This is a genomic window from Azospirillum sp. 11R-A (assembly GCF_049472615.1).
Lineage (GTDB): Bacteria > Pseudomonadota > Alphaproteobacteria > Azospirillales > Azospirillaceae > Azospirillum > Azospirillum palustre.
Genome location: NZ_JBCEBL010000002.1, coordinates 326347 through 351869, shown reverse-complemented (window position 1 = coordinate 351869; position 25523 = coordinate 326347). Strand labels below are relative to the sequence as shown.

Here is a 25523-nt window from a genome sequence, read left to right as displayed (position 1 = left end):
TTCAAAAAAAAATTTCCTCGTTAATTTGGGAGGATATTTTCCTTCCATTCAGGCGGCCCAGCAATTCCCTAGCACGTGCTTGGCTTGAGATTTGGGTCGTCAGCAGCGCGGTTTCCAAGGCCGCATGCGCCATTTTGAGCGCTTCCACGCGCTTTCCTACAGATTCCAGGGCGTCCGCATACCAGATCTGGACATGAGGCAACCATCCTAGCGGATGCGGCTTGCCCCGAATCGCCCCCTGCTGGTGGAAAAGCGCGAAGCTGCGATCGAACATCGCGAAACCGGCCTCCCGGTTTCCTGTCAGGACCGACGCATATCCGATGCCGCCCATAACCAGCGGCAGCAGCAGCGGAGCGTGTATGGCGTGCCCGATGGACAATGCGGTTTCGAATGCAGGGACGCTGTCTTTCAAATGCCCGCAGATGATCTGCGTCCATCCCAGATGCGTCAGGGCAAACAGTCTCGAGAAAAGGTGATTGCTTTCCTCGGCGATCTCGACCGACCGGCGACCGGCCTCCACCGCCTCTTCGGCCCGTCCCAGTTGGGCAAGACAGCGTGCCGCGATGCTGCCCATATGCACCTGTGCGACGGTTGCCAGTCCGTAGCGGTCGTGCGGGCGGGATGTGGTGAGCATGGCGGCGCCAAGCTCGAACGTTTCCAGGGCGTCGACGAAAAGCCCCTTGTCCGTTTGCAGGCCGCCCAGCCGGAACAGAAGCTGGACGCGGGTGCGGCGGTCGTCCCGCTCGTCCAGCGCGGACAAGCCGTCCCGGCAAAGTGCCAGCCCCTGATCCAGATCGCCGAAGGTCCACAGGAACGACGCCAGCATCGAGCAGGCGCGGGCATAGCGGATGCGGTCGTCCGACTCCCGCGCCATGGCGATGGCCCGTTGCAGGTGGTCGTCCACACCCATCGACCCACGCGGCAGCAGCGACCGCGGGAGTGCGATCAGCAGATCGATCTGACGCGCCGTGTTCCTTGGATGATCCGGCAGATGCCGCACCGCGGCCAGGGCGTTGGCGTAATGCCGGCTGGAGTCCTCAAGTTTGGAGCGGCCCTCGGCCCTTTCGCCCGCCCGCCGGCCAAACAGGTGCGCGGCCGGCCAGTTCTCCGCCATGAAGGCATGGTGGGCCAGCAGGTCCAGGCGGTTCGGAAGGTCGTGGTCGCGGCGATGGCGCAACGCCTCCAGCACGCGGGCATGCAGCGCCCGGCGGTCGGACTTGGTCAGGGTGGCGTAGGCGACTTCCTGGATCAGTGCATGCTTGAAGGAATATTCCAGGTTGGGCAGCAGACGGGTGCGCAGCACGAAGCCGGCGCGCTCCAGATAGGCCAGGGAGTCGGACAGGACCGGCGTGGACAATCCAGTCAGCGCCTGGAGCAGCCCGACGTCGAAGGTGGTGCCGATCACGGCGGCATTCATCAGCAGCCGGCGCCGCTCCAGCGTCATCATGTCCATGCGCTCGGCCAGCAGGGCGTGAAGCGTGCGCGGCAGCTTGTGGACCACCAGCGGATCGATCAGCCGGTAGGCGCCCGGCGTGCCCTCGATGGCGTTCGACGCCTCAAGCGTGCGCAGAACCTCTTCCAGATAGAGCGGAACGCCCTGGCAGCGGCTGGCGACCTGGGCTTTCAGTTCCACCAGCGACCAGTCGGGGCCGAGCCAGTGGGCCAGGAAACTCTGCACCTGATCCGGCGACAGCATGCCCAGATCGATGCGGCGCCCGCCCGGACGGCCGCTCCAGCCCCGCTCCTCCGACTCCGGTCCCAGCGGGGGGGGCCGCCGGGTGGCGAGCAGCAGCAGCCGGGCCCTCGACCCCGGCAGCGCTTGGGCCAGCCGGTCCAGCAGCCGTACCATCACCGGTCGGGCCCAATGGGCGTCCTCCACCAGCACCAGCAGCGGTCGGCCCACTGCCCCACTCGCCGACCCATCCCCCGAGTCGCTTTCACCGCCGGTTCCGAGCGGTGCCGCCAGTTCCAGCGTCGCCCCCACCAGACCTTCGATGCCCAAGGACAGGCGCTGCGCCGCGTCCAGGCCGCTCCACAGCGGATCCAGCCCGGGTCGGCCGAACAGCGCGCGAACGGCATCGCCGGCCAGCGAACCGGACCGGCGGCGTGCCGCCTCGCAGACCCAGCCGATGCCTTCCTCGCTGGCGCAGCCGGCCACCTGTTCGGCCAGGCTCAGCGCCACGGCCTCAAGGTCGTCGGGATCTGCCAGCCGGCGGATCGGCATCTGCGGCCATTGCAGCAGGGTCCAGCGCCGGCTGCGCGGGTCGCGCAGGAACTCGCCGACGAGGCGGGATTTGCCGATTCCGGCCTCTCCCTGCAGCAGAAGCTGGGCGGGTGCCCCGGCCTCCACCGAATCGGCGATGGCGAACAGGGTCGCCACCTCCTCCTCCCGGCCGACATGCGGGGCGTCGGTGGCGGACAGCAGGTCGGTGGCGGTGCGGCGGACGGCACGCGCCCCGTCGAGCAGGAAGGCCGGCATCGGCTCCACCTCGTCGGACAGGCGCAGGCTTCCCATCGGGCGCGCCGCCACCCCAACCGGGATCAGGTCCAGCGTGTCCCGGCTGAGCTGCGCGGTGTCGGAAGCCGCGCGCTGCTGCAGCTTGGCGGCCATATGCACGCACTCGCCGACCGCGCGATAGTCGGTCCACAGGCCATTGGTCACCACATGGGCGACGACGTCACCCGAACTGATGCCGATGCGGATGTGGAAGAGAGGCCGCCCCTGTTCGTCGCGGGTGGCACTGAGGATGTCCTGGGCGGCAAGGCAGGCGCGCAGCGCATGGTCCTCCTTGGCGCCGGGGGCGCCGAAGGTCGCCAGGAAGCCGTCACCCAACATCTGGGTCACCGTGCCTTCGAAGCGCGGCACAGCCTCCGTCACACGGTTCAGGATCGAAAGGAGTAGATCGTCCGCATCCTCGGGATCGCGGCCTGCCACCATGGCGGAGGAACGGACGATGTCGACGAACATCGCCGTGACGACCTTGCGTTCGCGCGGCTTATCGCCCGGCAGGCGAGATGCCTCCTGCCAGGGACGGCCTTCGTCCGTCGCTGCGCCCAACATGGTGTCCGCCACGTCCGCCCCCCTCGCGGAATTCGCGTTGGCATATTAGAGCATGCATTTCGAATTTTGCGAACATCCGAGCGATGCGACACCCGAAGATTTTCCCGCCAACGGAAAGTAACATATCTGTGTATGTAATTCCTGGCAAAAAGAAAGCGCCGCGACTTGCGCGGCGCTTTGATTGTTACTTGTGATGAATGTTCATTGTGCCTGATTGCGGCGCTGTCGGCGCCCGTCGCCTAAGCCATGTCAGCGGCGGACGGCGATGTTCTCCACCTGGGTCACGTCACGCACGGCGCCGCGGTCGGCGCTGGTGGTCAGGGCGGCATAGGCGCGGAGCGCCGGGGAAACCAGACGGTCGCGGTTGACCGGCTTCCAGGCATCCATGCCCTTGGCGTTCATCGCGTCGCGGCGGCGCTGCATCTCCTGCTCGTCGACGGCGAGACGGATGATGCGGTTGGGAATGTCGATCTCGATGCGGTCGCCGTCCTGCACCAGCCCGATGGCGCCACCCTGGGCCGCTTCCGGAGAGACGTGGCCGATCGACAGGCCGGATGTGCCGCCGGAGAAGCGGCCGTCGGTCACCAGCGCGCAGGCCTTGCCCAGCCCCTTCGACTTCAGATAGCTGGTCGGGTACAGCATTTCCTGCATGCCGGGACCGCCGCGGGGCCCCTCGTAGCGGATGACCACCACCTCGCCAGCCTTGACCACGTCGCCCAGGATGCCGGCGACGGCGTCGTCCTGGCTTTCGAAGACGCGGGCCGGGCCGGCGAAGACGAGGTTGGAGGCGTCGACGCCCGCCGTCTTCACGATGCAGCCGTTCTCCGCGATGTTGCCGTAAAGCACGGCGAGGCCGCCGTCCTGGCTGAAGGCGTTCTCGGCCTTGCGGATCACGCCCTTCTCGCGGTCGAGGTCCAGTTCCGGCCAGCGGCGTTCCTGGCTGAAGGGCACGACGGTCGGGATGCCGCCGGGGGCGGCCCGATACAGGGTGTGGACGGACTGGTCCTGGGTGCGCATCACGTCCCAGCGGTCCAGCGCCTCGCCCAGCGTCGGGGCATGGACGGTGGGGGCCTCGCGGTTCAGCAGGCCGGCGCGGTCCAGCTCGCCAAGGATGCCGAAGATGCCGCCGGCGCGGTGGACGTCCTCGATGTGGACGTCGGCCACGGCGGGAGCGACCTTGCAGACGTTGGGGACGCGGCGCGACAGCCGGTCGATGTCTTCCATGGTGAAATCGATGTCGCCCTCCTGCGCCGCCGCCAGGATGTGCAGGACGGTGTTGGTCGAACCGCCCATGGCGATGTCGAGCGTCATCGCGTTCTCGAACGCTTCCTTGGTGGCGATGCCGCGCGGCAGGGCGGTGGCGTCTTCCTCCTGGTACCAGCGGCGGCAGAGATCGACCGCCATCCGGCCGGCGGCGAGGAACAGCTCCTTGCGGTCGGCGTGGGTCGCCAGGATGGTGCCGTTGCCGGGCAGCGACAGGCCCAGCGCCTCGGTCAGGCAGTTCATCGAGTTGGCGGTGAACATGCCGGAGCAGGAGCCGCAGGTCGGGCAGGAGCCGCGCTCCATCTCCGCCGCCTCTTCATCCGAGACGGTCGGGTCGGCGGCGGCGACCATGGCGTCGATCAGGTCGACCGACTTGATCTTGCCGCGCCACTTGACCTTGCCGGCCTCCATCGGGCCGCCTGAGACGAAGACCGCCGGGATGTTCAGGCGCATCGCGGCCATCAGCATGCCGGGCGTGATCTTGTCGCAGTTGGAGATGCAGACCAGCGCGTCGGCGCAATGGGCGTTCGCCATGTATTCCACCGCGTCGGCGATCAGCTCGCGCGAGGGCAGGCTGTACAGCATGCCGCCATGGCCCATGGCGATGCCGTCGTCCACGGCGATGGTGTTGAACTCCTTCGCCACGCCGCCGGCCTTCTCGATCTCGCGCGCCACCAGCTGGCCCAGATCCTTCAGATGGACATGGCCGGGGACGAACTGGGTGAAGGAGTTGGCGATGGCGATGATCGGCTTGCCGAAATCGCCGTCCTTCATGCCGGTTGCCCGCCACAGGCCGCGCGCGCCCGCCATGTTGCGGCCGTGGGTGGAGGTGCGGGAACGGTAGTGCGGCATGGATCGGTCCTCAGCTGGTCGATTTTGGCGAATTGGCGAAAGGAATGGAACGAAACGGGTGGGCACCTTAGCAATCTCCTGTCGCGCGCGCCAGAGGCGCGATCCCGTCCAGGGCGCCGGAGGCGCGACGCGGGCGTGGCCCTGCCATGCACGCCGCGAGGATTGCCGATGATAAGCATGCTTATTAGTTTTGAGGAACCGATAAGCAAGCTTACGATCTGCCGATGCCCTCCCCTGTCGATCCCCGCTCCGCAAATGCCCATTCGACGAGTCTGGGCGCCGTTTTGACCGACACGGCGCGCCTGATGCGCGTCCGTTTCGACCAGCGCGCCCGCCATCTCGGCCTGACCCGCGCGCAATGGTCGGTGATCGCCACGCTGGCGCGGAACGAGGGGATCAAGCAGGCGGCGCTGGCCGACCTGCTCGAGATCGAGCCGATCACCCTCTGCCGGCAGATCGACCGCATGGAGGAAGGCGGCTGGATCGAACGCCGCACCGATCCGACCGACCGGCGCGCCCGGCTGCCGCACCTGACGCCGAAGGCGCATGCGGTGCTGGAGCAGGGCCGGGCGCTCGCCACCGGGCTCTATGCGGAGGCGCTCGCCGGCCTGCCGCCCGATGCCGAAGCCATGCTGGTCGAGATGCTGGCCCACATGCGCGCCAACCTCTCCGACCGCCGGGCCGAACCGCCCGCGAAGACCTCAGCTCAAAAGATCGCCGCCAAAGCCTGACGACCCCGCTTTTTTCTTCGGGACCCGACCGCCATGACCGCCGTGACCGACCGCGATACCGATACCCGCCCGGATGCCCAGAATCCGGCCGCCAAGCCTGTCCGACGGACGCGCTGGCGCCGCTGGCTGCTGATGGCCGCCCTGCCGCTGCTGGTGGCGGTCGGCGGCGGCTATGAATATGTCGTGGGCGGACGCTATGTCTCGACCGACAACGCCTATGTCCAGCAGGACAAGGTGACGATCAGCCCGGACATCTCCGGCCGCATCGTCGAGGTGGCGGTGCATGAGAACCAGCCGGTCCATCGTGGCGACCTGCTGTTCCGCATCGACGACGAACCCTACCGGCTGGCCTTGCAGCAGGCGGACGCCGCGCTGGCCTCGGCGCGGCTGAAGGTGGAGCAGCTGCGCGCCGACCTGGGCGAGGCGCAGGCCAAGCAGGCCGCGGCTGAAGAGAAGGTCTCCTTCGAGCAGCGCGAGTTCCAGCGCCAGCAGGATCTGCTGAAGACCGGTGTCGCGGCGCGGGCCACCTACGATTCGGTGCGCCATGACCTGATGGCGGCGCAGCAGGACCTGAACACGGAGAAACAGGCGGTGATCAGCGCCCGCGCTGCCCTTGGCGGCGATCCCGACATCCCCACCGACCGCCATCCGACGGTGCTGGAGGCGCTGGCGAAGAAGGCATCGACGCAGCGCGACCTCGACCACACGGTGGTGGCGGCGCCGGCCGACGGCGTGGTCAGCCAGACCGACCGGCTTCTGGTCGGGCAATACGCCTCGGTCGGGCTGTCGGCGGTCAGCCTGGTGATGAGCGGGTCGAGCTGGGTCGAGGCCAATTTCAAGGAAACTGACCTGACCCATATGGCGGTCGGCCAGACCGCGACGGTGGTGCTGGACGCCTATTCCGCCCGCACCCTGACCGCCCATGTCGAGAGCATCGGCGCCGGCACCGGATCGGAATTCTCGGTCCTGCCCGCCCAGAACGCTACCGGCAACTGGGTGAAGGTGGTGCAGCGGGTGCCGGTCCGCCTCCGCATCGACCGGACGGAGGGCGAGCCCGTGCCGTTGCGCACCGGCCTCAGCGCCGAGGTGGAGGTCGACACCCACTACAGCCGGCCCTTGCCGGGCGCCATCGGCAACGCGGTCGCGGCGATCCGCTAAGGCAACCACGCATCCCATCATCGGCAGGCATTCCATGGCCGTTCCCCAATCCCCGGCAGCCCCGCATGAGGTGAAGCATCGCGGCATGATCACCGTGTCGATCATGCTCGCCACCATCATGCAGGTGCTGGACACCACCATCGCCAACGTCGCGCTTCCCAGCATGCAGGGCAGCCTGGGGGCGGCGCAGGACACCATCACCTGGGTGCTGACCTCCTACATCGTCGCGGCGGCCATCGCGACGCCGGCCACCGGCTGGATGGCGGACCGGTTCGGGCGCAAGCGCCTGTTTCTGATCGCGGTGGCGGGCTTCACCGCGGCGTCGGTGCTGTGCGGGCTGGCCGGCAGCCTGACGCAGATGGTGGCCTTCCGGCTGGTGCAGGGCATCTTCGGCGCGGCGCTGGTACCGCTGTCGCAGTCGGTGCTGCTGGACATCAACCCGAAGGAGCGGCACGGGCAGGCGATGGCGCTGTGGGGCGCCGGCATCATGGTCGGCCCGATTGCCGGGCCGACGCTGGGCGGCTGGCTGACCGACAGCTTCAGCTGGCGCTGGGTCTTCTACATCAATTTGCCGGTCGGGCTGCTGGCCTTTGCTGGCATGGCGGTCTTCCTGCACGAGACCAAGGGACGCATCCGCAGCTTCGATTTCTTCGGCTTCGCCATGCTGGGTCTGGCGGTCGGCGCCTTCCAGATGCTGCTGGACCGCGGCGAGCAGCTGGACTGGTTCGGTGCGACCGAGATCTGGATTGAGACGGCGCTGGCCGCCTGCGCCTTCTGGGTCTTCGCCATCCACATCGCCACCGCCCATGGCAACACGAAGACGGAGCCCTTCATCGACCCGGCGCTGCTGCGCGACCGCAATTTCGTCACCGGGCTGGTCCTGATCTTCGTGATCGGCGTGATCCTGCTGGCGACCATGGCGCTGCTGCCGCCGATGCTGCAGAACCTGCTCGGCTACCCGACGGTCACCACCGGGCTGGTGCTGGCGCCGCGCGGCGTCGGCACGATGATCTCGATGCTGATGGTCGGCCGGCTGGTGCGCAGGGTGGATGCGCGGCTGCTGATCCTGGCCGGCGTGCTGCTGACCAGCTGGTCGCTGTGGTACATGACCGGCTTCACCATCGTGATGGACCGCGAGCCGATCATCATCAGCGGCGTGGTGCAGGGGCTGGGCCTGGGGCTGGTGTTCGTGCCGCTCAGCACCATCGCCTTCGCCACGCTGGAGCCGCGGCTGCGCACCGACGCCGCCAGCCTGTTCAGCTTGGTCCGCAACCTGGGAAGCAGCGTCGGCATCTCGGTGGTGATGACCCTGCTGTCGCAGAACACCCAGATCAACCACGCCAGCCTGGCCGCGCATTTGACGCCTTTTTCCCAGGCGATGACCGAGCAGGTCACCGCCGCGCCCGAGGCGCTGGCGATGCTGAACGCCCAGGTCACGCAGCAGGCGGCGATGATCGCCTACATCGACGACTTCAAGCTGATGATGTATGTCGCCCTGCTGGTCATCCCGATGCTGCTGCTGCTCCGGCGGCCGAAGGCAGGGGCCCCGGCGCCGGAAGAAGCGGCGGTGATGGAGTAGGGGTGCACGCCCAATCGGAGTTTCCGGTCAGGCGGCCATGCTCGACATCGCCCGGCAGCTTTCGGCGCAGCGTCGGCACATCTCGGCGCACCGCTTCATCATGGCGTCGTCGGCCATGCGGTCGCATTGGTCGGCGCAGGCCGCACAGATCTCGGCGCAGGCGCCGCAGGTCAGATGGTGGAAGCGGGAGCCGCGGATCATGAAATCCGCGCTGGTGCGGCAGATGTCGACGCAATCCAGCATCAGGCGGACATGCCCGGCCTCCGCATGCGCACCGCCCTTGGTCAGGCAGTGCGATACGGTTTCCAGGCAGATCGTGTGGCAGTCGGTGCAGTTGCGGATGCAGTCGTCCATCGACGGCGTGCCGGCCATGGCGGGTCCTCCGGAGAAGAGTGCAGGGATGACCCGACAACCGGCTCCGGGGCCGCTGAGTTCCGACGCTGAGTTCCGGCAAGGAAGGTTAAGTCAGCCGGCCGTGGCGCTCTTGCCGCCGTCCTTCTTCGAGCTGCGCGGGGGCTTTGCAGCCGGAGTTTTGGTGGCTGTGGATTTGGCTGCCGTAGACTTGGTGGGTGCTGCCTTGGCGGTGGTTTTCGCCGGAGCCTTGACGGAGGCGGCCTGCTCGGCCGGAGCGGCATCGGCCTTCGGCTTGGAGGCAGGCGCCTTGGAGGCGGCCGGCTTGGCCTTCGCAGGCTTGGCCGCTTCGGATTTGGCGCTCTCCGCCGGGGTGCTCGCGACCTCCGACAGGGATTCGGCGGCGGCCCGGGTGCTCTTGCCGGCGGTCTTGGAGGTGGCCTTGGAAATGGGGGGCTTCTTGCGCGAGCCGGCGACCTTGCCGGTCGGCTCCAGCGCACCGGCGCCGCGGACTTCCGCCTCGGCCTGGGTCCAATGGTCGGAGTCGCGGCCGTGCGGACGGCCCTCGCTCTCCCACAACTCGTGGGCGCGGCGTCGGATACGCTCCTGGATATCGTCGGTATCGGCCATCGAGTTCCCCATGTGTCTGTGCGGCAATTGTCTGCCCGGCGGGTCTGCCATACCGTATTTTGTGGCAGCGCCCCGCCAACGTTGCAAAGCCACTCGTGGGAGGCACCACGAAAGAGACGGAGACTCCCGACTCCGCCGTTCCATGAGGGCAACACCGGAGCAGGCGTCTGGTTCCCGAAGGGAATGGGAGATGCTTCCCGAGGGGAACGGGAGATGGTTCCCAACCGGCCTGTTCCGTGCCACAAGGCGGCCAACCCGACCCTTGAGCCGTGCCAATCATGATGCCTGCACCCTCCGCCGCCCGTCCCTCCCTGTTCGACCGCGTCGCGGCGGCGCCCTGGTGGCTGCTGTGCGCCGGGCTGGCGGCGGCGATGGCGCTGTCGGTCCTGCTGGTCGGGTTCCGGCTGCCCTACTGGGTGCATTCCGATCAGGATCTGGTGATGGCCTATCACGGGCTGCTGTTCGGCGACGGGCTGCCGCAGGAGTATTTCGACCATCCCGGCTACGGCTATTTCCTGGTGATCGACCTCTGGTACCGGCTGCTGCATGCGGTTGGGCTGCTGCCGGCCGCCAGCCTGTCGGCCCTGCCGCCGGGCAGCGACGTCGCCGCGACCGAAGCGGTGTGGCAGTCGCTGGTCCAGGCCGGGCGGGCGCTGTCGATCCTGCTGACCGCCGCCTTCGCCGTCAGCTATGCCACGCTGCTGCGCGGGCTGGTGGAGGACCGGCGGGTGGCGCTGCTGGCCGGCATCCTGCTGGCCTTCGGCGTCGGGTTGACGGCGCAGGGACGGCAGATGCGCACCGACCTGCTGTCGGCCGGCTTCGTCGTGCTGGGGCTGCTGCTGGTCCTGCGGGCGGTGCGGCCGGCGGCCGGCAAGCTGTGTGGCGGCGCATCGCTGCTGCAACTGGCGCTGGGCGGCCTGCTGGTCGGGCTGGCGATGGTGACCAAGGTGCAGGCGGTCTTCCTGGCGATGGGGCTGCCGGTGGCGGCGATCCTGTTCGGACGGCGGGCAGAGGCCGTGCCGGAAAAGGGCTGGGGCGTTGCCGCGCTGGTCGGGCTGCTGGCGGTGGCGGCTGCGGTGCCGGCCTTCGGGCTGATCCAGGCCGGGCTGGCCGGCTGGGGGCGGGCGGTCTATCCCTACACGCCCGTCGGCAGTTGGCCCGGCGGCGGGCTGTCGGGCGGCGGCTATCAGAGCATCGTCGCCGGCTGGGTGCTGGTCGGCATCCTGGTCCATGCGGCGGTCCACCGGGTGCCGGCGGCCCGCGTGGTCGCCGGGGCGGCGGCGGTGCTGCTGGGGCTGGCGGTCGGGCTGCTGGCGCTCGACATCCGCTGGAACGAGCAGAACGCCATCGCCGTGGCGAACTTCGTCGAGCACATGTTCGTCTTCTCCTCCTGGCGGCATGGGGCGGAATTGCAGGGCCAGGGGAATGTGGTCGGGCAGGGGACGCTCGGGCTGCTGCTGGCCGGCATCGGCCGGACGCTGGCGATCCGCACCATCGTCCTGCACCCCGACAACATTCCGCAGACCATCGTGGTGGAGTGGTTCGCGCTGGCGGGCGCCGTGGTGCTGTGGCGGCGGGGGGAAAGACTGGCCGCGGTGCAGGCGCTGTTCCTGCTGCTGGTTGCCTGGGGGCTGGAGTCCCTGTTCTCGCTGCGCGGCTTCCAGCGCGCCTATGCCGCCTACACCGACCCGCTGGCGATCCTGTCCGCGGCCTGGGTGCTGGCGCGGATGCCGGGGCTGCTGGAGGGCAAGAAGCCGCGGCGCTGGATCCTGGGCGGCGTGGCGCTGGTCGTCGTCGCGGCCCATGCCTGGCCGGTCATCGAAACCCGCAAACTGCCGAACCCGGCGACCCATTGCGAGTGGATCCCGATCTACATGCCCAAGGTGGCGCCGTTTCCCTTCTGCCGTTAGGAACCTCCCAGGGTCCGCGCGCGGTCGAGCGCCTCGACCACGCCGGCGCTGTCGATGTCGTTGAAGTCAGGGCGGTGGTGGATCAGCACGCGCGGGCCGGTGCTGTGGATCGGGTTGGAGGCGTCGGAGAACACCACGACGGTGGGGCAGCCGACGGCGGCGATCAGGTGGGTCGGGCCGGTGTCGTTGCCGACCGCCCCCCAGGCCCGGCGCGCCAGCCCGCCCAGCTCCGGCACGCTGGTGCGGTCGGTCAGGTCGACCGCCTGCGGGCAGGTTTGGGCGATCACGCGGGCGAGGTCGCGTTCGATGCCGGTGCCGATCACCGCCGGCACGATGCCGCGCTCCGTCAGCGCCGCCGCCACCTCGGCATAGCGGCGGGCCGGCCAGCGCTTGTCCGGCCGTCCGGGGGAGGAGCCGGGAACCAGCAGGGCGAAGCGCTCCGGCAGACCGAATTTGGCGATGTCGGCGTCGAGCCAGGACAAATCCGGCGTCTGGTCCGGGACGATGCCGAAGGGGGCGAGCTGGCGGACATAGCGGTCGCGCACCGGCACTTTGCGCCGGCCTTCGTAGCGGTCGGGATGCGAGGCGCCGCGGGCGGTGCCCGACCATTCCGGCCAGGGGCCGGGGAACAGCAGGCGGTGATAGAGGTCGGTGCGCGTCTGCGCCTGGAGATCGTAGACGCGGTCGAAGCGGTGGGCGCGCAAGGCCCGGCGGATCGCCAGATAGGCTGACAGCGAGCGGTCGCGCGGGTCCTCCAGCACCTCGTCGAACAGGCCGCTCATCCGGGCGAGCGGGGCGAGCGAGGGAAGGGTCAGCAGGGTCAGCCGGTCGCCGGCATGGTGGCGGCGGATGGCGGCGAAGGCGGTCTGGGCCAGGAAGAAGTCGCCGAAGGCGCCCAGCTTGATGACCAGGATGCGGAGCGGACGCTTGCTCATCGTGTCTTGTTCCCGGTACGGGCCCCGATACGGGTTGCCAGCCGCAGCATCAGTGCGGCGGAAAGGAAGCCTGCCATCCACCAGGGCTGCCAGATGCCGTAGGCGGTGCTGCCCATCGCCATCGCCGTGGCGAACAGCGCCAGCGCGAAGGGTTGGTCGCGGCGCTCCAGCCGGGCGGTGGCGGCCAGCAGCAGCAGCATCGCCGCCAGCGCCAGCGCCGCCCCGACCGCCCCGGTCTCCAGCCAGACCTGGAGGAAGGCGTTGTGCGGATGCAGCGGCAGCAGGCTGTCGCCGATCGGCGAGAATTCCGACACGGCACCTTCCGGCGGCAGGGAGCGCGAGGCGTCGATGCCCTGGCCGAACACCGGCGTGCGCAGCGCGCGCTCCGCCGCATGGCCCCAGATCTCCACCCGGTGCTGGGCGGAGCGGAACAGCAGGCCGGAATGGTCGAGGTCAAGCGGGCCGGAGAACAGCAGGGCGGCGGGCAGCACCAGCAGGAAGGCGGCGGTCACTGCGGCGCTGAACAGCCGGCGGGTCCAGGTGGCGGACAGGCGGGCGGCGGCCAGCGTGACCAGTCCGGCGGCGATGCCGAGCATGGCCGACCGGCTGGTCAGCGGCAGGCAGGCCAGCGCATAGCCGACCGGCACCAGCAGGGCCAGCGCCTTGCGCCCGAAGCGGTCCACCGCCAGGGCGGCGGGCCAGACCAGCAGGCAGAGCAGCGCCGCCGTCCGTTTCGGCACATTGCCGTTCAGCAGGTTGGGCAGCTGGTCGTCGGGCACGCTGTTCCACCAGCGGTTCAGCGGGAAGTCCAGCGCCGCCTCCACCGCGAACAGCAGCCCGCCGGCCAGCCCGCCGGCCAGGAACAACCCGGCCAGCCGGCGCGCGTCGGCTGCCGGCAGTCCGGCGATCCAGGCGCCGCCGGCCAGCGCGCCGAGCGCGATGTAGCCGATCTCCAGCACCGTCGCGAGCGCGCGGTCCGACGGACTCCACAGGGTGGAAGCCAGGGCCAGAAGAAGGAAGCCGCCAACGGCGACGACCGGCGGCGTCGGCCGCAGGATGCGCCCGAAGGCGCCGCGCCGGGCGAGCCCGACGAGCGACAGCACCAGCACGAGGATGGCCCAGACCGGCAGTCCGCGCGGGGCGAGTGCGGCCAGCGGCCCCAGCACCAGGGCGGCGGCCCCGGCCACGCCATGCAACGCGGCATCGACCCCGCGGCCGGCGGGAGACGGGCGGGTGGCTGTGGGAGCGGGGCGCGACGCGGTGGCGTCCAGGGACTTGACGGGCATGACCTTGACGCGGATCAGCGGAAACCGGCGGCGACTTAACCGCACTCCCGCCCCGAAAGCAACGGCGCGCGGTCGGGGCATGCGGCCAGTGGGGTCGGACGCCGGAGCGAAGGCTTGGAACAGCGTGGAACAGGATTGCGGAGGCTGTTCCAGTGTTTCATGGGTGCTGGGGAGGTGCCGGGGGCGGGCCGGAATGAAGACTTGGAACAGCGTGAAACAGGATTGTGGGGGTTGTTCCAGTGTTTCACCCGGCGTCTGAGCGGTGCCGGGACGCGCTGAAGGTTTGGAACAGCATGGAACAGAAATCCGGGTGTGTTCCACTATCTCATCAAGGGTGAAGCCGTTGGCGGGAAATGCAGATCTGGTGAACGGCTTCCGGCGGCGCATGGCGGCTCCTGACCGGCAGTGGCGAGGACGATAGTCCTATCACGGTTGTCGCGGCTTGGGGAAAGGGTGGATGAAAATTGCGGGTGTAACTCCCTCTCCCGTCCCGGGAGAGGGAAGGGGCCCGCCGCGAAGCGGTGGGAAGGGTGAGGGGTGATCCAAGGATAAGGAGTCCATGTCCGGATAGCCCCTCACCCTCCCCACGCCAATGGCGTGGGTCCCCTCCCTCTCCCGGGACGGGAGAGGGCGGTGGTAACGGTCGCAGTTCCCATCGCGCCCCGGATTGCGTTGCAGCGATGCTGACGGTTAGGCTCTCAGTCGCAGCGGATCGTTCGAAGGGGGCGGAGATGGAACGCAGCGAGGGGCAGGGGACCGGCGGCTATCGGGTCCGCGTGATGAGCCGGGCCGAACTGGATTTGGCCGTCGACTGGGCGCGGCTGGAAGGGTGGAACCCCGGCCTGCACGATGCCGGCGCCTTCCATGCCGTCGATCCGTCCGGCTTCCTGGTCGGGCTGCTGGACGGGCAGCCGGTGGCCTCGCTGTCGGTGGTCCGCTATCCGGGGAATTTCGGCTTCCTCGGCTTCTACATCGTGCGGCCGGAGGCGCGCGGGCGCGGCTATGGCTGGACGCTGTGGCAGGCGGGGCTGCGCCATCTGGCGGGCTGCACCGTCGGTCTCGACGGCGTGGTCGCGCAGCAGGACAATTACCGCAAATCCGGCTTCGCCCTGTCCCACCGCAACATCCGCTTCGGCGGCAGCCTGCCGGAGGGTGGGGCCGGCGGGACGAGGCTGGTGGACGCCCGCACCGTGCCCTTCGACCGGCTGACGGCCTTGGACGCCGCGCTGTTCCCGGCGCCCCGCCCCGGCTTCCTCGCCAACTGGACCGCCCTTCCCGGTGCGACGGCGCTGGCGGCGGTGGGAAACGGCAATGTGACGGGCTTCGGGGTGATCCGGCCCTCCCACGATGGCTGGAAGATCGGCCCGCTCTATGCCGCCGACGCGGCGGTTGCGCGGGATCTGCTGCTGGCACTGGGCCGGACGGCCGGGGACGGGGCCAAGGGCGGAGTCGGTCCGGTGTTCCTCGACGTGCCGGAGCCGAACGCGGCGGGGGTGCGGCTGGCGGAGGAGGTGGGGCTGTCGCCGCAGTTCGAGACGGCACGCATGTATCTGGGGCCGGCTCCGGCGGCCGAGCCGGGGCGGGTGTTCGGGATCACGAGCTTCGAGTTGGGGTGAGGGGACGCGGCCGGCGCGACCGCTCCGTCGCTTTGGCTGGGCCGGGCAGGTCTACAGCGTCGGCAGGCCTATAGTTTCAGCAGGTCGAGTGCCGCACGCACGCGGGGACGGATGTCCCAGCCCGGCTGCGGCTCCGCGATCCCGATGGCGATCTGCCGCAACGGCTCGGCGACGACCATGGACAGGATGAGATCGGCGGCCAGGACCGGATCGGCCAGGGTGAGGACGCCGCGTGAGCGGTGGCGCGCGAGCCAGTCGGCCAGCATGCGGCGCGACCGCTCGATGCCGTTGCGGCCATAGATCGCCAGAACCTCGTCGCGGGCCGGCAGGTCGTTGACGAGGACCCGGAAGAGCCCGACGGCCTCCACGGTAAGAACCCGCTCCGCAATCAGCACCAGAATGGTTTCGAGCAGGCGGATCGCCTCGGCGGGATCCGCGGCTTCAGCCTCGAAGACCGGGGGCAGGCTGTCGGTCCAGTTGCCGACGATGAGCCCGACCAGCTCCTCGCGGTTCGCGGCGAACCGGTACACCGTTTTCTTGGCGACCCCGGCCTGCTGCGCCACCGCCTCCATCGTCATGGCCGAATATCCCTGGCTCAGGATCAGCCGGGTGGCGGCCCCGGCCACCTTCCCGCGCAGCAGCTCCTCCGACAGCGGCGGCCGGCCGCGGGGCTTCTGCGGTTTGGGCGTGGCGTCCGGCACCGAAATCTCCGTTTGACAAAGCTGCCTGCCTGACATACCCGGTATTTAGGAAACGATCAACGTTTCCTAAATAGCCCAGCCATTGTGAGGACACCATCATGACCGGATATGCGGAGCGTTCCCCGGATGCCGCCCGAGCGGGCATCGCCTACATCGACGATTTGCTGAACCCGGCGCCGGTCCGCCTGGAAACCGGCATCAGCCGCCTGGAAAGCGGCGCGCTGGTCGTCGCCGTGCGGACCGACCTTCCCGGCTGCAAGGGGCGGATGCTCGACTGGTGGTTCAAGCAGTTCGACACCACCCGGCACCTGCACTGGTGGCATCCGCTCGACCATGTCGAGCATCGCGGCTGGGACCGGCACTGGCGGAAGGGGGAAAGCTACATCGGCGCGACCATCCGTGCGGTGGAGTCGCTGGGCGACATTCCACCTGTTTCCGCCGTCATCAAATTCCACGATCCGGCCGAGCTGTTCGCTCCGGATGCCTACCGTAGGGCGATGGCAGGCGGGCAGGTGTCCGCCGCGGTCTATGCCCGGATCGGCTTCGGCGACGATGTGGCGCTCGACGCCAACGGCGACCCGATGGACGGCCAGATGGTCCATGTGGCGCGCGACACCAGCTATGGGGCCGTGCTGAGAAGCCGCTTCATTCTCGGCCAGACCGCGAAGGCGGCCGGGCACGAGCTTCCCGACGCCATCGGCTTCGGGCTGCTCCAGCACTGCTACACCGAGTTCAGCTATCTGGCGAAGCTGCTGCCGTCGCTGTACTGGGGCGACCGGGCGAACCGCGGGGAGGTGCCCTTGCTGTGGTGAGAAACGCGCCTCACCCCGCAACCGTTCTGTCCGCCGTTCTTTCCAGCGAGCGGACGATGTGCTCGGCCAGCAAATCCACCGCCTTGGGCAGCGGGCCGGGCTGGCGGTAGAGGGCGGTTTCGATGTCGGGCAGGTCGGGCAGGCCGTGTTCGGCGTTCACGATGTGGAAGCCGGGCGCCAGCATGTCCTTCGGCAGGATGGTCACGCCGAGCCCGGCGGTCACCGCGGCCTTGATGCCGGCGAGGCTGGGGCTGGTGTAGGCCATGCGCCAGGGACGGCCGTGGGCGTCCAGCGCGTCGATGGCGCGCCTGCGGTGGATGTCCGGCGCCGGGGCGAGGACCAGCGGGACCGGGGCGCCCGCGTCGAGGATCAGCCGGTCCGACGCCACCCAGAACAGCGGCTCGCGCCAGACCCGGACGCCGCCGGCCGGTCCCTGCGGCTCCCGCTTGCACAGCACGAGGTCGTATTCGCCGCGGGCGAAACGGTCGAGCAGGTTGACGGTGAAGTCGCACTGCACCTCCAGCGCCACCTGGGGATGGGCGCGGGAGAAGCGCCACAGCACGTCGGGCAGATGGGCGGTGGCGAAATCCTCCGGCGTGCCGAGCCGCACCACGCCGCCCACCTCCGGCTCCATCAGCAGGGCGCAGGCCTCGCCCGCCATGCCCAGCAGGCGGCGGGCGTAGGTCAGAAGAACCTCGCCGTCGGGGGTCAGGTCGAGGCCGCGGCCCTCGCGCAGGAACAGCCGCTTGCCCAGCCCGTCCTCCAGCCGCTTGATCTGCAGGCTGATGGTGGACTGGGTGCGGCCCAGCCGTTCCGCCGCCCGGGTGAAGCCGCCGCTGTCCACGATGGTCACGAAGCTGCGCAGCAGGTCGAGGTCGAAGGGCGGCAGCGGAGCGGGCATGGCGGGCGGAGGGGCGGGCGGGGATGGCATGGCGGTGGTTCCGGCTCGGCCGGTCAGGTCAGCACCGCCCGGCTCACTGCGAGGTAGAGTGGAATACCGACGAGGATGTTGAAAGGAAATGTGATGCCGAGCGATAGCGGAAGCGAGAGGCCTGGTTCCGCCGCCGGCAGGGCGTGGCGCAGCGCCGCCGGCACCGCGATGTAGGAGGCGCTGGCGCACAGCGTCACCAGCAGGGCGGCGTCGCCGAGGCCGAGCCCCAGCGAGGCGGCGGCGGCCAGACCGATGACCGCGCCGGCCAGCGGCATGACGATGCCGAAGGCGATCAGCCGCGGGCTGAGCGACACCGCTTCCCGCAGGCGGGAGGTGGCGAGATAGCCCATCTCCAGCAGGAACAGGCAGAGCACGCCGTCCCAGGGCGCGATGAACAGGCCGTGCAGGCTTTGCAGTCCGGGCTTGCCGATGACCAGCCCGACCAGCAGCGACCCGGCCAGCAGCAGGACCGAGCCGTTGAAGGCGGCCTCGCGGATGGCGCCCTTGATCGAGCCGCCGTTCCCGGTGCCGCCGAGAGGAACCGACAGGCTGCCGCCACCGCCCGCCGCCACGCCGGACATCATGCCGGCGGCGCCCGCCAGCAGCAGGCCGCTGACGATGGCCGGGCCTTCCATGATCGCCAGCGCCGCGACCATGTGGCCGCCGACGGTGACGCCCTGGCTTTCCAGCAGCCTGGTGGCGGTGACGAAGGTGACGAGGCTGACCGAGCCGTAATGAGCGGCAATGGCCGCCGCATTGACCTGATCCAGCCCGACCGCCGAGCGCAGCAGCCCGAAGCCGAGGACCGGCATCAGCAGGCTGAGCAGTCCGGCGGTCAGCAGCAGCGGCAGCACCGCGCCGACATCGGCGCCCGCCAGCGCCACGCCGCCCTTCAGGCCGATGGCGACCAGCAGGTAGGCGGCGAGCGCCTTGCCGAAGCCGTCCGGGAACGGAATGCGCGCGCGAGTGAGCGCGATGGCGGCGCCGAGGCCGAAGAACAGAATCGGTGCCGACAGCAGCGTGTCCATGATGGATCGTCCCTCGTTTCGATCGTCTGCACGGGTTTTTCCGCATTGCGGCAAACCATGGGGCGGACGCTAACGGGGTATCTTCCTCATGGAAAATTGATAGTTTTCAGCGCTTCCATTGATTTTCTCAATGGAAGGTGGCCGGCTTCAGGCCAGCAGGTCGTCCTGGCGGTTGCGTCGCATCCACAGGGCGGCGTAGCTGCACAGCGGGAGGATCTTCAGCCCCTCGGTGCGGGCGGTCGCCACCACGCCTTCCATCAGGCGGCCGGCGGCGCCGGTGCCGCGCAGCGAGGGCGGGGCCTCGACATAGGAAATCACCAGGGTCTGGCCGTTGCGGCGGTAGTTGGCGAACACCGTCTGGGTGCCGACCGCCAGTTCGAACCGGTTCATCGCGCGGTTGTCTGTGACCGCCTGTGCCATGCCTTGCTCTCCGTCTGGTGTGGGACTTTCCTCCTTCAACAGATGGGAGGCGGAGAAGAGGCCGGCAGCCCCCCTTTTTTTACTCGCCTTGCCAGCCGCAGGCGGACAGCGCGTCCCGCATATGCTCCGGGGCCGGGGCGACGGCGCTGACGGGGGCGTACTCGAAGGCCATGCGGAAGGCGACGGAGCGGGCCAGCAGATGCAGGTTGCCGGGCGGCCGGCGCTCAGGCCCGTAGAAGGGCTCGCCCACCAGCGGGCAGCCGATGGCGGCGCAATGGACGCGGATCTGGTGAGTGCGGCCGGTGCGCGGGCGAAGCTCCAGCCAGGAGCGGCCGTTGCCGGTGCCGAGAACCCGGTAGTCGGTGACCGCCGGCTGTCCGGCCGGGTCGGGCAGGATCGTCCAGGAGGAGCGGCCGGCACCCGCGGCCGATTTGGGTTCGATCCGCTTCAGCAGCGGCAGGTCGATGACGCCGGTCTCGGCCTCCGGGATGCCTTCGGCCACCGCCCAGTAGGTCTTCCCGACATGGCCGGCGGCGAACATCTGGCCGAGACGCTTCAGCGCCCAAAGCGTACGGCCCAGGATCAGGCAGCCGGCGGTGTCGCGGTCGAGCCGGTGGGCGAGCTTCGGCGGCTCTTCGTCCGGCTCCGACAGGTGGGGCAGGTACAGTTCCAGATGGTCGGTGATGCGGCCGGCCTTGTGGACGGCCAGACCGGCCGGCTTGTCGATGACCAGGCACAGCTCGTCCCGGTGCAGCACGCGGGCGCGCAGCTGCTCCGCGGTGAGCGAGCCGGGAGCGGGCTGGGCTTGAGTCGGGGGAGTCGGGGTAAGCGAGTCGGGGATCATGGCCGGCACCATGACCGCGGACGCACCCTTCGTGCAAGTATTCGCAATAAAACGTCATACGGAAAGTTCGTTATTGAAGCCATGACACCCTACAGGCAGCGGCACGGTGTCGCGCCGGTGGATTCCGCCGCGTTTCCAAGCGTTCCCGCCTATGAGAAAGGTTTGGTGCCAGCTTGGACGTAACGGATAAAGATCGGCTTGATTGAGGAGTTTCAGCCGGTTTTCATTTGATTTCGGCCTCTAGGACTAGCCTTTTGCCCGGTCTCGGAAGGTTTGTTGCGCAGTGACGGAAGGCGTGGCAGAAAGCCGGAACCACGGTCGTGCTTCCGCAGGCTTCGCTTGCGGTCGGGTGCCGCCGTGGAACCATGGATTTGACTTCGCCTCAACCACAAGAGACGTCCAATGCGGAAACCCGTGCGCAAGGTGGTGTTCCCGGTCGCCGGTCTCGGCACGCGCTTCCTGCCGGCCACCAAGGCCATCCCGAAAGAGATGCTGCCCCTGGTCGACCGCCCCCTGCTGCAGCACGCCGTCGAAGAGGCGCGCGCCGCCGGCATCGAGGATTTCGTTTTCGTCACCGGCCGCTCCAAGCGCGCCATCGAAGACCATTTCGACGCCGACACCGAACTGAACCGCACGCTTGAAGAGCGCGGCAAGATGGACGCGCTGGAAGAGGTCCGCCACAGCGAGATCGCTCCCGGCCGCTGCTTCTACACCCGCCAGCAGGTTCCGCTGGGCCTCGGCCACGCCGTGTGGTGCGCCCGCGCCCTGATCGGCAACGATCCGTTCGCCATCGTGCTGCCCGACGACTTCGTGCAGGGCAAGACCCCCTGTCTGAAGCAGATGGTCGAGGCGTATGAGGAGGTCGGCGGCAACATCGTCGCCGTCGTCGACGTGCCGCGCGAAAAGACCAGCAGCTACGGCATCCTCGACGTCGAGAAGGACGACGGCCGTCTGGCCACCGTCCGCGGCCTCGTCGAGAAGCCGAAGCCGGAAGACGCGCCGTCGACCCTGTCGATCATCGGCCGCTACATCCTGCAGCCGGAAATCTTCGACCATCTGGAAAAGCAGCAGCGCGGCGCCGGCAACGAAATCCAGCTGACCGACGCCATGGCCAACCTGATCGGCAACCAGCCGTTCCACGGCCTGCGCTTCGAAGGCACCCGCTACGACTGCGGCGACAAGGTCGGCTTCATCGAGGCGACGCTCGCCCACGCGCTGAACCGGCCGGACATGGCCGACAAGGTGCGTGCCATGCTGCGTAAATATTGCTGACCGACGGGCAGCATGCCTGACGCGGTGCCCGCCCCCGTCCCCTGATCCGGACGGGGGCGGGCGCATGCGTTTGCACTGCATTTCAACAAGAGCCGGCCAGATGCACAAAGGCCGGCCGTGAGGAACGCCCCGCGGCGAAGACCCGCCAGGGCATCCCGAAGACATACAGGTTTTCCTTTTTTCAAGGACATGAGGGGGACGCGATGCGCATTGCGATGATCGGCACGGGCTATGTCGGCCTGGTCTCCGGCGCCTGCTTTTCCGAATTCGGCGTGCACGTCACCTGCGTCGATAAGGACGCCGGCAAGATCGAGCGGCTGAAGAACGGCGAGATTCCGATCTACGAGCCCGGCCTGGACGACCTCGTCGCCCGCAACGTCGCCGCCGGCCGCCTGTCCTTCACCCTGGATTTGAAGGAGGCGATGCAGGGCGTCGACGCCGTCTTCATCGCGGTCGGCACCCCGTCGCGCCGCGGCGACGGCCATGCCGACCTGTCCTACGTCTATGGCGCCGCCGAGGAGATCGCCCAGCATCTCGACCACTACACGGTGGTGGTGACGAAATCGACGGTTCCGGTTGGCACCGGCCGCGAGGTCGAGGCGATCATCCGCCGCGTCCGTCCCGAGGCCGAGTTCGACGTCGCCTCCAACCCGGAATTCCTGCGCGAAGGCTCCGCCATCGGCGACTTCATGCGGCCCGACCGCGTCGTCATCGGCGCCACGTCCGACCGCGCGGGCGAGGTGATGCGCCGGCTCTACCGGCCGCTCTACCTGATCGAGACGCCGATCGTGGTGACCTCGCTGGAGACGGCGGAGCTGACCAAATACGCCGCCAACACCTTCCTGGCCGCCAAGATCACCTTCATCAACGAGATCGCCGATCTCTGCGAGAAGGTCGGCGCCAACGTCCATGACGTGGCGCGCGGCATCGGTCTGGACGGCCGCATCGGCAAGAAGTTCCTGCACCCCGGTCCGGGCTATGGCGGGTCCTGCTTCCCGAAGGACACGCTGGCGCTGGTCCGCACCGCCCAGCAGGTCGGCAGCCCGCTGCGCATCATCGAGACGGTGGTGGACATCAACGACAAGCGCAAGAAGCAGATGGCCGAGCGCATCATCGCCGCCTGCGGCGGGTCGGTGGACGGCAAGACCGTCGCGGTGCTGGGCGTCGCCTTCAAGCCGAACACCGACGACATGCGCGACAGCCCGTCGCTCGACATCGTCCCGGCGCTCCAGGCGGCGGGGGCCCATGTGCGCGCCTTCGATCCGGCGGCGATGCACGAGGCCGGAAAGCTGCTTCCCGGCGTGGAATGGGCGAAGGACGCCTACGGCACCTTGGAAGGGGCCGATTGCGTCGCTATTCTCACGGAGTGGAACGAATTCCGTGCGCTCGACCTGCGTCGGGTCAAGTCGATGCTGAAGCGGCCGGTGATGATCGACCTGCGCAACATCTACAACCCCGAGGACATGGCGAAGGCCGGCTTCACCTATACCTCCATCGGCCGGCCGTCGCCGGCCGGCGGGATGGACCGCGGTTAAGGTCCAAAGACGGCGTCCAACAGAGGACTAACGAGACGATGAGCGAAGCCCATACCTTCCACCCCACGGTGCTGCGCGAGTACGACATCCGCGGCATCGTCGGCAAGACGCTGACCCCGGCGGACGCCCGCGCGGTCGGCCGCTCCTTCGGCACCGTGGTGGTGCGCAAGGGCGGCAAGACGGTCTGCGTCGGCTACGACGGCCGTCTGTCCTCGCCGGACCTGGAGGAAGCGCTGGTCGAGGGGCTGGTTTCCACCGGCCTGCACGTCCTGCGCATCGGGCTCGGCCCCACGCCGATGCTGTATTTCGCCACCCGCGACCGCGAGGCGGCGGCCGGCATCATGATCACCGGCTCGCACAACCCGCCGGACTACAACGGCATCAAGATGATGCTGGGCAAGGGTCCGGTCTATGGCCAGCAGATCCTGGAACTCGGCACCATGGCGGCCAAGGCCGACTGGGAGCAGGGCCAGGGTTCGTCGGAGAAGATCGACGTCCAGGACGAGTATGTCGCCCGCCTGCTGAAGGACTATGACGGCACCCGCGACCTGAAGATCGCCTGGGACTCTGGCAACGGTGCGTCGGGCGAGATCCTGCGCCGCCTGACCGCCAAGCTGCCGGGCACGCATGTCCTGCTGTTCGACGACATCGACGGCAACTTCCCCAACCACCATCCGGACCCGACGGTCGAGGCCAATCTGGTCGACCTGAAGAAGGCGGTGGCGGAGCATGGCTGCGACATCGGCATCGGCTTCGACGGCGACGGCGACCGCATCGGCGCCATCGACCACAAGGGCCGCGTGGTGTGGGGCGACCAGCTGGTGGCGCTCTATGCCGCCGACGTGCTGAAGAGCCATCCGGGCGCCACCATCATCGCCGACGTCAAGGCCAGCCAGGCCCTGTTCGACGAGATCGCCAAGCATGGCGGCACCCCGCTGATGTGGAAGACCGGCCACTCGCTGCTGAAGGCCAAGATGGCCGAGACCGGCTCGCCGCTGGCCGGCGAGATGTCGGGCCACATCTTCTTCGCCGACAAGTGGTACGGCTTCGACGACGCGCTCTATTGCGGCGTCCGCCTCGCCGGGCTGGTCAGCAAGCTGGACACCACGCTGGCGGCCCTGCGCGACGGCCTGCCGGACATGGTCAACACGCCGGAGACCCGCTTCCAGATCGACGAGGAACGCAAGTTCGCCGTGGTCGAGGAGGTCAAGGGCCGCGTCAAGGCGTCGGGCGCCAAGGTCAACGACATCGACGGCGTCCGCGTGACGACCGACGACGGCTGGTGGCTGCTGCGCGCGTCCAACACCCAGGACGTGCTGGTGGCCCGCGCCGAGTCCTACAGCCAGGAAGGGCTGGAGCGGCTGAAGGGCGCGCTGATCGAGCAGCTGGTGGCTTCGGGGCTGGCGGCACCGTCCTTCGAGGGCGGCGGGTCGCACTGAGCGTTTTGGTGGGGGGCGCCGGCCGACGGCGCCCCCATTTTATCTGAAGCTCGCCAGATGGCGCCGGAACCGGGCAAGGCTCCAGGCGAAGAACAGCGCACCGATCCCGGCCGTCGCGGCGAAGCGCGGCCACACCACGTCGAACCCCGCCCCGCGGAACAGGATCGCCTGGGCGAAGGCGACGAAATGGGTCGAGGGTGACAGCTGCATCGCCAGTTGCAGCCACTCCGGTTCGCTTTCCAGCGGGGTGAAGCCGCCGGACAGCATGTTCATCGGCAGCACGATCAGGATGAACAGCAGGCCCAATTGAGGCATGGACCGGGCCACCGTGCCGAGGAAGATGCCGAGCGCCGTCGCGAAGAACAAATAGAGCGCCGTCCCGGCCAGGAACAGCGGGACCGATCCGGCCAGCGGCACCGACAGGAGGCCGCGCAGCACGGCATAGAGCGCCACCAGCGTCAGCACGAGGATCACCGCGCCATTCGCCAGCACCTTGGCGGCCATGATCTCGGCCGGGCGCACCGGCATCACCAGCAGATGCTCCAGCGTGCCGTGTTCGCGCTCGCGGATCAGGGCGGCGCCGGCCAGCAGCACCGCCAGCATGGTGACGTTGCTGACCACCGACATGGTGCCGGTGAACCATTTCGTATCCAGCGCCTCGTTGTAGGCGACGCGGAGTTGCAGGCTGACCGGGGCGGCGCTGCCGTCGGCCTCGCGGCGGACGAAGCGGCCGACCTCGTCGTCGACGATGCCCTGGATGGTGCCGGCGCCGATGCCGGCCTGCATCATCGCGGTGGCGTCGATCAGCAGCTGGATCGCCGGGCCGCGGCCGGCCAGCACGTCGGCCTGAAAGTTGGGCGGGATGTCGAGGACGAAGGTGTAGCGGGCGGAATCCATCGCCGGATCGACCTCGGCATGGCCGATCATCGCCGGGGTCTGGAACTCCGGCCCGTGGAAGCTGGAGGCCAGCCGCTGCGACAGGGTCGAGCGGTCCTCGTCGACGATGGCGATGGCGGCGTTGCGCAGCTCGTGCGAGATGCCGGTGGCCTGGCTGTAGACGGAGAAGGTGAAGGAATAGACGACGAAGCCCAGCATGAAGACGTCGCGCAGCAGGCTGATCCACTCCTTGCGCGCCAGTGTCAGGCTGTTGCGGAGGAAGCGCGTCATCG

Annotated in this window: 21 protein-coding genes; 9 read left to right on the top strand and 12 right to left on the bottom strand. The window is 68.8% G+C overall.

The features are described from left to right. Window position 1: 1 nt before the first annotated feature. Entirely contained in the window at window positions 2-3073 is a 3072-nt protein-coding gene (locus tag VH569_RS05220; protein ID WP_423314436.1) for an ATP-binding protein, read from the bottom strand. Between the two features lie 237 nt (window positions 3074-3310). Further along, window positions 3311-5176: a dihydroxy-acid dehydratase gene (gene ilvD / locus VH569_RS05215; RefSeq protein ID WP_423314435.1), complete on the bottom strand. Its 1866-nt coding sequence runs from the start codon at window positions 5174-5176 to the stop codon at window positions 3311-3313. 284 nt (window positions 5177-5460) lie between these two features. On the opposite strand from ilvD, the gene VH569_RS05210 reads away from it, so the two are divergent. Genes VH569_RS05210 through VH569_RS05200 form a run of 3 tightly spaced genes read left to right on the top strand, consistent with a single transcriptional unit; the run spans window position 5461 to window position 8644 of the window. Beyond that, on the top strand, window positions 5461-5907 hold the full coding sequence (locus VH569_RS05210) for a MarR family winged helix-turn-helix transcriptional regulator (protein WP_423314434.1): 447 nt from the start codon (window positions 5461-5463) through the stop codon (window positions 5905-5907). 33 nt (window positions 5908-5940) lie between these two features. Continuing rightward, complete coding sequence (locus VH569_RS05205; RefSeq protein ID WP_423314433.1) at window positions 5941-7065, top strand: biotin/lipoyl-binding protein; 1125 nt, start codon at window positions 5941-5943, stop codon at window positions 7063-7065. A 34-nt stretch (window positions 7066-7099) separates the two neighbouring features. Then, a complete protein-coding gene (locus VH569_RS05200) occupies window positions 7100-8644 on the top strand; it encodes a DHA2 family efflux MFS transporter permease subunit (protein WP_423314432.1) in 1545 nt (514 codons plus the stop codon). A gap of 27 nt (window positions 8645-8671) precedes the next feature. Here VH569_RS05200 and VH569_RS05195 read toward each other — a convergent pair whose 3' ends face one another. Both VH569_RS05195 and VH569_RS05190 read right to left on the bottom strand, forming a co-directional pair. Further along, the gene (locus VH569_RS05195) at window positions 8672-9016 is read right to left on the bottom strand and encodes a four-helix bundle copper-binding protein (protein ID WP_423314431.1); all 345 of its coding nucleotides are present in this window, start codon (window positions 9014-9016) and stop codon (window positions 8672-8674) included. 93 nt (window positions 9017-9109) lie between these two features. Next, on the bottom strand, window positions 9110-9625 hold the full coding sequence (locus VH569_RS05190; RefSeq protein ID WP_423314430.1) for a DUF2934 domain-containing protein: 516 nt from the start codon (window positions 9623-9625) through the stop codon (window positions 9110-9112). Window positions 9626-9903: 278 nt separating this feature from the next. On the opposite strand from VH569_RS05190, the gene VH569_RS05185 reads away from it, so the two are divergent. Further along, complete coding sequence (locus VH569_RS05185) at window positions 9904-11535, top strand: hypothetical protein (RefSeq protein WP_423314429.1); 1632 nt, start codon at window positions 9904-9906, stop codon at window positions 11533-11535. On the opposite strand, the gene VH569_RS05180 is transcribed toward VH569_RS05185, so the two are convergent. After that, entirely contained in the window at window positions 11532-12470 is a 939-nt protein-coding gene (locus VH569_RS05180; protein WP_423314428.1) for a glycosyltransferase family 9 protein, read from the bottom strand. The two genes, VH569_RS05185 and VH569_RS05180, sit on opposite strands and share 4 nt — an antisense overlap. Then, window positions 12467-13756, bottom strand: a complete 1290-nt coding sequence (locus tag VH569_RS05175) for an O-antigen ligase family protein (RefSeq protein WP_423314427.1) — start codon at window positions 13754-13756, stop codon at window positions 12467-12469. Before VH569_RS05175 ends, VH569_RS05180 begins: the two co-directional genes overlap by 4 nt. A gap of 731 nt (window positions 13757-14487) precedes the next feature. On the opposite strand from VH569_RS05175, the gene VH569_RS05170 reads away from it, so the two are divergent. Continuing rightward, complete coding sequence (locus VH569_RS05170; RefSeq protein WP_423314426.1) at window positions 14488-15372, top strand: GNAT family N-acetyltransferase; 885 nt, start codon at window positions 14488-14490, stop codon at window positions 15370-15372. 68 nt (window positions 15373-15440) lie between these two features. On the opposite strand, the gene VH569_RS05165 is transcribed toward VH569_RS05170, so the two are convergent. Further along, window positions 15441-16073, bottom strand: a complete 633-nt coding sequence (locus VH569_RS05165) for a TetR/AcrR family transcriptional regulator (protein WP_423314425.1) — start codon at window positions 16071-16073, stop codon at window positions 15441-15443. A 98-nt stretch (window positions 16074-16171) separates the two neighbouring features. On the opposite strand from VH569_RS05165, the gene VH569_RS05160 reads away from it, so the two are divergent. Continuing rightward, complete coding sequence (locus VH569_RS05160; RefSeq protein ID WP_423314424.1) at window positions 16172-16885, top strand: DAPG hydrolase family protein; 714 nt, start codon at window positions 16172-16174, stop codon at window positions 16883-16885. A gap of 10 nt (window positions 16886-16895) precedes the next feature. Here VH569_RS05160 and VH569_RS05155 read toward each other — a convergent pair whose 3' ends face one another. The 4 genes from VH569_RS05155 to VH569_RS05140 all read right to left on the bottom strand — a co-directional run bounded on the left by VH569_RS05155 (window position 16896) and on the right by VH569_RS05140 (window position 20108). Beyond that, window positions 16896-17816: a LysR substrate-binding domain-containing protein gene (locus VH569_RS05155; protein ID WP_423314423.1), complete on the bottom strand. Its 921-nt coding sequence runs from the start codon at window positions 17814-17816 to the stop codon at window positions 16896-16898. Window positions 17817-17839: 23 nt separating this feature from the next. Continuing rightward, window positions 17840-18844, bottom strand: a complete 1005-nt coding sequence (locus VH569_RS05150; protein ID WP_423314422.1) for a sodium-dependent bicarbonate transport family permease — start codon at window positions 18842-18844, stop codon at window positions 17840-17842. Between the two features lie 147 nt (window positions 18845-18991). Further along, window positions 18992-19264 (bottom strand): GNAT family N-acetyltransferase, encoded by a 273-nt coding sequence (locus VH569_RS05145; protein WP_423314421.1) that lies wholly within the window; start codon window positions 19262-19264, stop codon window positions 18992-18994. Between the two features lie 79 nt (window positions 19265-19343). Then, entirely contained in the window at window positions 19344-20108 is a 765-nt protein-coding gene (locus VH569_RS05140) for an RluA family pseudouridine synthase (protein WP_423314420.1), read from the bottom strand. 402 nt (window positions 20109-20510) lie between these two features. Between VH569_RS05140 and galU the strand changes: the two genes are divergently transcribed. The 3 genes from galU to pgmG all read left to right on the top strand — a co-directional run bounded on the left by galU (window position 20511) and on the right by pgmG (window position 24354). Next, complete coding sequence (gene galU / locus VH569_RS05135; protein ID WP_098735854.1) at window positions 20511-21380, top strand: UTP--glucose-1-phosphate uridylyltransferase GalU; 870 nt, start codon at window positions 20511-20513, stop codon at window positions 21378-21380. A gap of 203 nt (window positions 21381-21583) precedes the next feature. Next, entirely contained in the window at window positions 21584-22915 is a 1332-nt protein-coding gene (locus VH569_RS05130) for a UDP-glucose dehydrogenase family protein (protein WP_423314419.1), read from the top strand. Between the two features lie 38 nt (window positions 22916-22953). Then, on the top strand, window positions 22954-24354 hold the full coding sequence (gene pgmG, locus VH569_RS05125) for a phosphoglucomutase/phosphomannomutase PgmG (protein WP_423314418.1): 1401 nt from the start codon (window positions 22954-22956) through the stop codon (window positions 24352-24354). 39 nt (window positions 24355-24393) lie between these two features. Here the strand turns inward: pgmG and VH569_RS05120 are convergent, their stop codons facing one another. Next, window positions 24394-25521 carry an ABC transporter permease gene (locus tag VH569_RS05120; protein ID WP_423314417.1) on the bottom strand — a complete coding sequence of 376 codons (1128 nt, stop codon included), beginning with the start codon at window positions 25519-25521 and terminating at the stop codon, window positions 24394-24396. Window positions 25522-25523 lie beyond the last annotated feature (2 nt).

Bases quoted from the DNA above. Each gene is read 5' to 3' on its own strand.
- ilvD (WP_423314435.1), bottom strand. From the start codon at position 5,176: ATGCCGCACTACCGTTCCCGCACCTCCACCCACGGCCGCAACATGGCG.
- VH569_RS05205 (WP_423314433.1), top strand. From the start codon at position 5,941: ATGACCGCCGTGACCGACCGCGATACCGATACCCGCCCGGATGCCCAG.
- VH569_RS05200 (WP_423314432.1), top strand. From the start codon at position 7,100: ATGGCCGTTCCCCAATCCCCGGCAGCCCCGCATGAGGTGAAGCATCGC.
- VH569_RS05195 (WP_423314431.1), bottom strand. From the start codon at position 9,016: ATGGCCGGCACGCCGTCGATGGACGACTGCATCCGCAACTGCACCGAC.
- VH569_RS05190 (WP_423314430.1), bottom strand. From the start codon at position 9,625: ATGGCCGATACCGACGATATCCAGGAGCGTATCCGACGCCGCGCCCAC.
- VH569_RS05185 (WP_423314429.1), top strand. From the start codon at position 9,904: ATGATGCCTGCACCCTCCGCCGCCCGTCCCTCCCTGTTCGACCGCGTC.
- VH569_RS05180 (WP_423314428.1), bottom strand. From the start codon at position 12,470: ATGAGCAAGCGTCCGCTCCGCATCCTGGTCATCAAGCTGGGCGCCTTC.
- VH569_RS05175 (WP_423314427.1), bottom strand. From the start codon at position 13,756: ATGCCCGTCAAGTCCCTGGACGCCACCGCGTCGCGCCCCGCTCCCACA.
- VH569_RS05170 (WP_423314426.1), top strand. From the start codon at position 14,488: ATGGAACGCAGCGAGGGGCAGGGGACCGGCGGCTATCGGGTCCGCGTG.
- VH569_RS05160 (WP_423314424.1), top strand. From the start codon at position 16,172: ATGACCGGATATGCGGAGCGTTCCCCGGATGCCGCCCGAGCGGGCATC.
- VH569_RS05155 (WP_423314423.1), bottom strand. From the start codon at position 17,816: ATGCCATCCCCGCCCGCCCCTCCGCCCGCCATGCCCGCTCCGCTGCCG.
- VH569_RS05150 (WP_423314422.1), bottom strand. From the start codon at position 18,844: ATGGACACGCTGCTGTCGGCACCGATTCTGTTCTTCGGCCTCGGCGCC.
- VH569_RS05145 (WP_423314421.1), bottom strand. From the start codon at position 19,264: ATGGCACAGGCGGTCACAGACAACCGCGCGATGAACCGGTTCGAACTG.
- VH569_RS05140 (WP_423314420.1), bottom strand. From the start codon at position 20,108: ATGATCCCCGACTCGCTTACCCCGACTCCCCCGACTCAAGCCCAGCCC.
- galU (WP_098735854.1), top strand. From the start codon at position 20,511: ATGCGGAAACCCGTGCGCAAGGTGGTGTTCCCGGTCGCCGGTCTCGGC.
- VH569_RS05130 (WP_423314419.1), top strand. From the start codon at position 21,584: ATGCGCATTGCGATGATCGGCACGGGCTATGTCGGCCTGGTCTCCGGC.
- pgmG (WP_423314418.1), top strand. From the start codon at position 22,954: ATGAGCGAAGCCCATACCTTCCACCCCACGGTGCTGCGCGAGTACGAC.
- VH569_RS05120 (WP_423314417.1), bottom strand. From the start codon at position 25,521: ATGACGCGCTTCCTCCGCAACAGCCTGACACTGGCGCGCAAGGAGTGG.